The 8394-nt window shown below is 70.4% G+C and carries 7 protein-coding genes; all 7 read right to left on the reverse strand.

The window, feature by feature from the left end; all coding sequences use genetic code 11:
- Positions 1 to 959: cell division protein FtsZ (ftsZ, locus tag RH94_RS36320; RefSeq protein ID WP_234426285.1), on the reverse strand; the 959-nt coding region annotated here is incomplete at its 3' end.
- A gap of 278 nt (positions 960 to 1237) precedes the next feature.
- Positions 1238 to 2032, reverse strand: a complete 795-nt coding sequence (locus tag RH94_RS36325; protein WP_073952540.1) for a cell division protein FtsQ/DivIB — start codon at positions 2030 to 2032, stop codon at positions 1238 to 1240.
- Positions 2033 to 2069: 37 nt separating this feature from the next.
- Positions 2070 to 3158: an undecaprenyldiphospho-muramoylpentapeptide beta-N-acetylglucosaminyltransferase gene (gene murG, locus RH94_RS36330; protein WP_073952541.1), complete on the reverse strand. Its 1089-nt coding sequence runs from the start codon at positions 3156 to 3158 to the stop codon at positions 2070 to 2072.
- Between the two features lie 6 nt (positions 3159 to 3164).
- The gene (ftsW, locus tag RH94_RS36335) at positions 3165 to 4547 is read right to left on the reverse strand and encodes a putative lipid II flippase FtsW (RefSeq protein WP_073952542.1); all 1383 of its coding nucleotides are present in this window, start codon (positions 4545 to 4547) and stop codon (positions 3165 to 3167) included.
- Positions 4548 to 4643: 96 nt separating this feature from the next.
- Positions 4644 to 6122, reverse strand: a complete 1479-nt coding sequence (gene murD, locus RH94_RS36340; RefSeq protein ID WP_073952543.1) for a UDP-N-acetylmuramoyl-L-alanine--D-glutamate ligase — start codon at positions 6120 to 6122, stop codon at positions 4644 to 4646.
- Entirely contained in the window at positions 6104 to 7192 is a 1089-nt protein-coding gene (mraY, locus tag RH94_RS36345; RefSeq protein ID WP_073952647.1) for a phospho-N-acetylmuramoyl-pentapeptide-transferase, read from the reverse strand. The genes murD and mraY overlap by 19 nt, the downstream gene beginning before the upstream one ends.
- A partial coding sequence (locus RH94_RS36350) for a UDP-N-acetylmuramoyl-tripeptide--D-alanyl-D-alanine ligase (protein WP_234426286.1) occupies positions 7192 to 8394 on the reverse strand: 1203 nt, incomplete at its 5' end. The genes RH94_RS36350 and mraY, both read right to left, overlap by 1 nt.

An 8394-nucleotide genomic window follows, 5' to 3' on the forward strand; every position in this document is an offset into this window, starting at 1 on the left:
CGGGCCGGCGGCTGGCCGCCGTCGAACCCGGCGGCGATCACGGTGACCCGGACCTCGTCGCCGAGGGCGTCGTCGATGACCGCGCCGAAGATGATGTTGGCCTCGGGGTGCGCGGCCTCGCTGACCAGCTGGGCGGCCTCGTTGATCTCGAACAGGCCGAGGTCGCTGCCGCCGGAGATGGACAGCAGCACGCCCCGTGCGCCGTCGATGGAGGCCTCCAGGAGCGGCGAGGAGATCGCCATCTCGGCGGCGGCCACCGCACGGTCGTCGCCGCGGGCCGAACCGATGCCCATCAGGGCCGAACCGGCCTCGGACATGACCGACTTCACATCGGCGAAGTCCAGGTTGATCAGGCCGGGGGTGGTGATCAGGTCGGTGATGCCCTGCACACCGGACAGCAGCACCTGGTCCGCGGACTTGAACGCGTCGAGCACGCTGACCTGGCGGTCCGAGATGGACAGCAGCCGGTCGTTGGGGATGACGATGAGGGTGTCGACCTCTTCGCGGAGCTCGGCGATGCCGTCCTCGGCCTGGTTGGCGCGGCGCCGCCCCTCGAAGGTGAACGGGCGCGTGACCACGCCGATGGTGAGGGCACCGAGCGAGCGCGCGATGTTGGCCACGACCGGCGCGCCGCCGGTACCGGTGCCGCCGCCTTCACCGGCCGTCACGAAGACCATGTCGGCCCCCTTGAGGACCTCCTCGATCTCCTCGCGGTGGTCCTCGGCGGCCTTGCGGCCGACGGCCGGGTTGGCTCCGGCGCCGAGTCCGCGGGTGAGTTCGCGGCCGACGTCGAGCTTGACGTCGGCGTCGCTCATCAACAGCGCCTGCGCGTCGGTGTTGATGGCGATGAACTCGACGCCCTTGAGACCGACCTCGATCATCCGGTTGATGGCATTGACACCACCGCCGCCGACACCGATGACTTTGATGACTGCGAGGTAGTTCTGCGGTGCTGCCACGTCGAAGGCCTCTCGCCTCGAGTTACGTGTCGCCGCCCCGCGGCCTTGCCGCGAACCGACGACTGATGCCGAATGGGACGGTCCGAACGCCGACCCGAACCCTAACCCTGAAGTTTAGGGTTACCAGTGTGCCTGTTCCCTGAAGTCTTCGGAACAGGACACTAAGTCGACAAGTGGCGCCCGTTCAACGAACACGCCGAACCTCCCGTTTTTCTTTTCACCCTATGTGATCAGGCATAGCGGTGCCCAGCCAGGGTGCTGGCCTGCACCGATGCGCGTCAACTCCCCGATGACGCCGGGGCGGTGGGCACTCTGACGTCGAAGTGCCGGGCCTCCGGCGTCGCTTTCATCAGCGCGGTGAGCGCGCGGGCCTTCAGGCCGCTGTCCTCGCCACTCCCCCAGGCGACGGTGCGCCCATCGCTCAACTCCAGCGAGATGTCGTCGTAGGTGCGGACCTTGACGACCCTCGTCTCGCGCGCGACCGCGGCGGGAATCCGCCCGGCGACCGTGACCGCCTCGCGCACGAGGCGGCCCTCGCCGAACCGCCGCAGGCTCGCCGCCGCCGAGTTCGACCGGGAAAGCGACAATTCCAGGACGGGCACACCTTTCGGCGCCTGGGAAACCGTGGCGAACCGGACACCATCGCGATCCACTTCGACGAACTTTCCGCCCTTTTCCTCCACCATGACCGGAGTGCGCTCGACCACTTTCAGCTCGATTCCGTCGGGCCATGAGCGCTCGACGTCAACCGAGTCAATTCGGGGCAATTCGCGGCGCAGCCGGGCCGCGACCCCGTCGGTGTCGACGGAAATCAACGGGCTCCCCAGCCGCACCCGCGCGACGGCGCGCACCTCCTCCGGTGTCAGGACCCGCGTCCCGGAGACGGACACCCGCTTCACGTGCGTCCACTCGGAGCCGTACAGCACCCACAGCGAACCGGCGTTGAGAAGCAGCACGGTCAGCGAAAGGATGACGATCGTACGGGGGCGCATCCGCCCGAACCGGCGGGTCCGAGGCGGGCCGGACGACTCCTGCTGGCGTTCACCGCGTTCGGCGGTGGTCGGTCCGGCCACGCTCTCGAGCCCTTTCGTGCATACGGTCCATGCGGTCCTAATGACGCGAGGCGATCGCCTCGTACACCATGCCGACGAGCAGCTCGTCGGCGTCCCGGCGGCCGAACTCGCCCGCGGAGCGGGACATCTGGTACAGCCGGTGCGGATCGGCGAGCACGGGCAGGACGTTCTGCTGCACCCACTCCGGGGTGAGTTCCGCGTCGTCGACCAGCAGTCCGCCGCCGGCCTTGACCACCGGCTGGGCGTTCAGCCGCTGTTCGCCGTTGCCGATGGGCAGCGGGACGTAGACGGCCGGGAGCCCGACGGCGGAGAGTTCGGCGACGGTCATCGCGCCGGCGCGGCAGAGCATCATGTCGGCCGCGGCGTACGCGAGGTCCATACGATCAAGGTAACTTACCGGGATGTAGGGGGGCATTCCCGGCATCTGCTGTACCTGCGGCAGTTCGTTCTTCGGTCCGACCGCGTGCAGGATCTGGATGCCCGCCTGCTGGAGCCGGGGCGCGGCCTGCTGGACGACCTCGTTGAGCCGGCGGGCGCCCTGCGAACCGCCGGAGACCAGCAGGGTGGGCAGGTTGGGGTCGAGCCCGAACGCCGCGCGGGCCTCGGGGCGCACGGCCGCCCGGTCCAGGGTGGCGATGGAACGGCGCAGCGGGATCCCGATGTAGCGGGCGTCCCGCAGCTTGCTGTCGGGGGTGGAGACGGCGACCTGGGCGGCGTAGCGCGAGCCGATCTTGTTGGCCAGGCCCGGGCGGGCGTTGGCCTCGTGGATGACGATGGGTACGCCGAGCCGCTTGGCGGCCAGGTAGGCGGGCAGGGCGACGTAGCCGCCGAAGCCGACCACGGCGTCGGCCTTGGTGCGCTCCAGGATCTGCTCGGCCGCCTTGATCGTGCCGCGCAGCCGGCCCGGGACGGTGATCAGCTCGGGGGTGGGCTTGCGCGGCAGCGGCACCGCCGGGATCAGCGCGAGCTCGTAGCCCCGCTCGGGCACGAGCCGGGTCTCCAGGCCCCGCTCCGTGCCCAGGGCCGTGATCCCTACGCTCGGGTCCTGCCTGCGCAGGGCGTCCGCGAGGGCGAGCGCGGGCTCGATGTGGCCCGCGGTACCTCCGCCGGCGAGTACGACATGCACCGAAATTCACCGCTCTCCGGACGAACGCGCCGCCGAGGCACGCCGTCGCATCGTGTTCCATCTCCGAGGCTCGCGACCGGATGCGCGGTCGTGTTTCCGGCCGGACGCCAAGCCTCCTGCCCGCTTTCTACCAAAGCGAGGTTGCCGCATGGCAAGCGCCGCCCGCGCAGCGGGCTCGTCACGCGCGAAGGCGATCAGCAGCCCGATGGCGAACATGGTCGGCAGCAGGGCGGATCCTCCGTAGGAGAACAGCGGGAGCGGGACGCCGGCGATCGGCAGCAGGCCGAGCACCGCACCGATGTTGATCACCGCCTGCGCGGTGATCCAGGTGGTCACGCCTCCCGCGGCGTACCTCACGAAGGGGTCCTCCGTGCGTCCGGCCACGCGGATGCCCGCATAGCCTAGAGCCGCGAACAGGGCGAGCACGGACAGCGTGCCCGCCAGACCCAGTTCCTCACCGGTGACGGCGAAGATGAAGTCGGTGTGGGCCTCCGGAAGTTGACCCCACTTCTCCACGCCGGCGCCGAGCCCGGAGCCGAACAGTCCGCCGGAGGCCAGGGCGTAGAGGCCGTGCACCGCCTGCCAGCACTTGTCCGCGTCGGTGGAGCCGACGCAGGCGAACCGGTCGAGCCGGTTGGGGCTGGTCCGGATCAGGACGGCACCGATCACGGCGGCGAGCGACAGCACGCCCACGAACAGCCGGGTGGGCGCGCCCGCCAGCCACAGCAGGCCGAACAGGATCGCGGTGAGGATGATCGCCGTCCCCATGTCGCCGCCCAGCATGATCAGGCCGAGCAGCATGAAGGCGACCGGGACGAGCGGCACCAGCATGTGCTTCCACTGGGTCAGCAGCCGCTTGTCCTGTTTGCGCGCGATCAGGTCGGCGCCCCACAGCACCAGTGCCAGCTTGCCGATCTCGCTGGGCTGCATCTGGAAGGAGCCGCCCAGCGAGATCCAGTTCTGGTTGCCGTTGATCTCCATCCCTACCCCCGGCACCTGCACCAGCGCCATCAGGAACACCGCGCCGGCCAGGATCGGGTAGGCCAGGGCCCGGTGCAGTTTGACCGGCATCCGGGCGGCGGCCAGCAGCAGCCCGGTGCCGATCACGGCGGCGAGCAGCTGCTTGCGGAAGAAGTACGAGCCCGGCAGCGCCTTCTGCAGCGCGGTGATCTGGGAGGCCGAGTAGACCATCACCAGCCCCAGCACGGTGATCAGCAGACTGCCGCCGAGGATCAGGTAGTAGGCGGTGAGCGGCCGGTCCCAGGCCCTGCGCACGCGGACGATCAGGTTCCGCAGGGGGTTCTCGCGCGCCGGCCGGGCGGCGGCCGGCCGCTTGACGGTCCGCTGCGCGGGCGGGCCGCCGGTACGGCTGCCGGGGCTACCGGGCATCTGAGCCTCCGCTGTACGTCGGCCGCGCAAGTCCGGCTCTGCTCACGGGTCCCACGCCTCCCTCCCTAGGTCGCCCGGCAGCGCAGGCGGCCGGGGTCAGGCGCCGAGTTCGGCCACGGCCCGGGCGAACGCCTCGCCGCGCCTGTTGTAGTTGGCGAACATGTCCATGGAGGCACAGGCCGGAGCCAGCAGCACCGTGTCGCCGGGTCGTGCGAGCCGCCGCGCCTCCTGGACGGCCTGGAGCATCGCCCCAGTGTCGGTCCGGTCGAGGTCGACGACGGGTACTTCCGGGGCGTGTCGCGCGAGGGCGTCGCGGATCAGGGCGCGGTCGGCGCCGATGAGGACGACGCCGCGCAGCCGCTTCGCCGCTCCCGCGGCCAGTTCGTCGAAGGTCGCGCCCTTCGCCAGACCGCCCGCGATCCACACGATCGACTCGTACGCCGCCAACGAGGCCTCGGCGGCGTGGGTGTTGGTGGCCTTGGAGTCGTCGACGTAGGCCACACCGTCCACGTCGGCCACGTGCGCGATGCGGTGGGCGTCGGGGGTGAAGGCCCGCAGGCCGTCCCGGACCGCCTTCGCCGGCACGCCGTAGGCGCGGGCGAGGGCCGCCGCGGCGAGGGCGTTGGCGATGTTGTGCGGGGCAACGGAACGGGGGCGCGAAGCGCCTTCCTCGGAAGGGTGGTGGTGGGCGACGGGCGAGCCGATGTCGGAGACCTCCGCCAGCTCCTGGGCGTTGTGCTGCCGGTCCTCGACGAAGGCACGATCGACCAGGATGCCGTCCACGACGCCGAGTTGGGAGGGGCCGGGCGTGCCCAGGGTGAAGCCGACGGCCCGGCAGCCCTCCTCGACGTCCGCAGCGCGCACCAGGTCCTCGGTGGCCCTGTCGGCGGCGTTGTAGACGCAGGCGACGCGGTTGCCCTCGTAGACACGGCCCTTGTCGGCGGCGTAGGCCTCCATGGAGCCGTGCCAGTCGAGGTGGTCCGGGGCGAGGTTGAGGACGGCGGCGGAGTGGGCGCGCAGGGAGGGCGCCCAGTGCAGCTGGTAGCTGGAGAGTTCGACGGCGAGCACGTCGTACCGCTCCTCGCCGAGGACCGCGTCGAGGAGCGAGACGCCGATGTTGCCGACGGCCGCCGTGCGCAGGCCCGCCGCCCTCAGGATGGAGGCGAGCATCTGCACGGTCGTGGTCTTGCCGTTGGTGCCGGTGACGGCGAGCCAGGGGGCTGCTTCCCTGCCGTTCCGGCCGCGCAGTCGCCAGGCGAGTTCGACGTCGCCCCAGACGGGGACGCCGGCCCGCTCGGCGGCGTGGAAGAGCGGCTTGTCCGGCTTCCAGCCGGGCGCGGTGACGATCAGCTCCGTGCCGTCGGGCAGGGTGTCCCCGTCACCGAGGCGCACGGCGACGCCCAGCGCCTCCAGCTCGGCGGCCTGCGCCCGGGCCCGCTCGTCGTCGCCGTCGTTGACGACGGTGACCTTCGCGCCGAGGCCGTTGAGGACCCTGGCCGCCGGGACCCCGGAGACGCCGAGACCCGCGACGGTGACGTTCTTCCCCTGCCAGTCGGTCACTTGTCCGCTGCCCATCCCGCGTAGAAGATACCGAGTCCGACAATGACACAGATACCCTGAATGATCCAGAAACGGACCACGACGAGCACTTCGGACCAGCCCTTGAGTTCGAAGTGGTGCTGGAGCGGCGCCATCCTGAAGACGCGCTTGCCGGTGAGCCGGAAGGAGCCGACCTGGATGATCACCGACATGGTGATGAGGACGAACAGGCCGCCCAGCAGCGCGAGCAGCAGCTCGGTGCGGGAGCAGATCGCGAGACCCGCGAGCACACCGCCGAGCGCGAGCGAACCGGTGTCGCCCATGAAGATCTTGGCCGGGGAGGTGTTCCACCACAGGAAGCCGAGGCAGGCGCCCATCAGCGCGGCGGAGACGACGGCGAGGTCGAGCGGGTCGCGCACCTCGTAGCAGGCGCCCGGGTTGGTCAGCGTCTCGCCGTTGGCGCAGGACTCCTGGAACTGCCAGACGCCGATGAAGGTGTAGGCGCCGAAGACGAGGACGGAGGCACCGGTGGCGAGACCGTCCAGACCGTCGGTCAGGTTCACGCCGTTCGACATCGCGAGGATCATGAACAGCGCCCAGACGACGAACAGCACCGGGCCGATGGTCCAGCCGAAGTCCGTGATGAACGACAGCTTCGTGGAGGCGGGGGTGTTGCCGCGGTTGTCGGGGAACTGCAGCGCGAGCACCGCGAAGCCGATGCCGACGATCAGCTGGCCGGCCATCTTCGCCTTGGCGCGCAGACCCAGCGAACGGCGCTTGACGATCTTGATGTAGTCGTCGAGGAAGCCGACCAGGCCCATGCCGACCATCAGGCCGAGGACCAGCAGCCCGGAGAAGGTCGGCGTGGCCGGCTTGTCGGTGGTCCAGGAGGTGATCACCTTGGACAGGAAGTAGGCGGCGACCGTCGCCAGGATGAAGGCGATGCCGCCCATGGTCGGCGTACCGCGCTTGCTGGCGTGCTCGCGCGGGCCGTCGTCGCGGATGTACTGGCCGTAGCCTTTGCGGGCCAGGAGCTTGATCAGCAGCGGGGTGCCGATCAGGGTCAGGAAGAGGCCAATGACACCCGCGAACAGGATCTGCTTCATCATCGGGCGGCAACCTCACCCTCGGTACCGGTCTCGAGCAGCGCCTGGGCGACGCTCTCCAGACCGACCGAACGGGACGCCTTCACGAGCACGACGTCCCCCGGGCGCAACTCGCTGCGCAACAGGTCGATTGCCGCCTGTGCGTCGGACACGTGCACCGACTCCTCACCCCACGAACCCTCGTTGTATGCGCCCAGTTGCAGCCAGGACGCTTCCCTGCCCCCGACCGCGACGAGCTTGCTGACGTTGAGCCGGACGGCGAGCCGTCCGACCGCGTCGTGCTCGGCGAGCGCCTCGTCCCCGAGCTCGGCCATCTTGCCGAGCACCGCCCAGGTCCGCCGTCCCCGGCCCATCGCCACGAGCGCGCGCAGGGCGGCCCGCATGGACTCCGGGTTGGCGTTGTAGGCGTCGTTGACGACGGTCACGCCGTCCGGGCGCTCGGTGACCTCCATCCGCCAGCGGGAGAGGGAGCCCGACTCGGAGAGCGCGGTGGCGATCTCTTCCGCGGACATGCCCGTCTCATGGGCGACGGCGGCCGCGGCGAGCGCGTTCGACACGTGGTGCTCACCGTACAGGCGCATGGTCACATCACATGCACCGGAGGGTGTGTGAAGCCTGAAGGCGGGCTGTCCGCTGTCCGTGAGTCTCACGTTCTCGGCGCGTACGTCCGCTTCGCCGGACTCTCCGAAAAGGATCACCTTCGCCTTCGTACGGGAGGCCATGGCCCGTACCAAGGGGTCGTCGGCGTTGAGGATCGCGGTGCCGCCCTCCTCGGCGGGGGGCAGGCTCTCCACCAACTCGCCCTTCGCCCGGGCGATCTGCTCGCGGCCGCCGAACTCGCCGATGTGGGCGCTGCCGACGTTGAGCACGACGCCCACCTTCGGCGGGGTCAGTTCGGTGAGGTAGCGGATGTGGCCGATGCCGCGGGCGCCCATCTCCAGCACGAGGAACCTCGTCTCCTCGGTGGCGCTCAGCGCGGTCAGCGGCAGCCCGATCTCGTTGTTGAGCGAGCCGGGCGTGAACACGGTCGGCGCCTTGCGCCGGAGCACCTGGGCGATGAGGTCCTTGGTGCTGGTCTTGCCGGCGGAGCCGGTCAGCGCCACGAGGGTCGCGCCGAGCCTGCGTACGACATGGCGGGCGAGGGCGCCGAGGGCGGTCTGCACGTCCTCGACCACGATCGCGGGCACGCCGACGGGCCGGGA

Source organism: Streptomyces kebangsaanensis (assembly GCF_001906585.1).
GTDB classification, from domain to species: Bacteria; Actinomycetota; Actinomycetes; order Streptomycetales; family Streptomycetaceae; genus Streptomyces; species Streptomyces kebangsaanensis.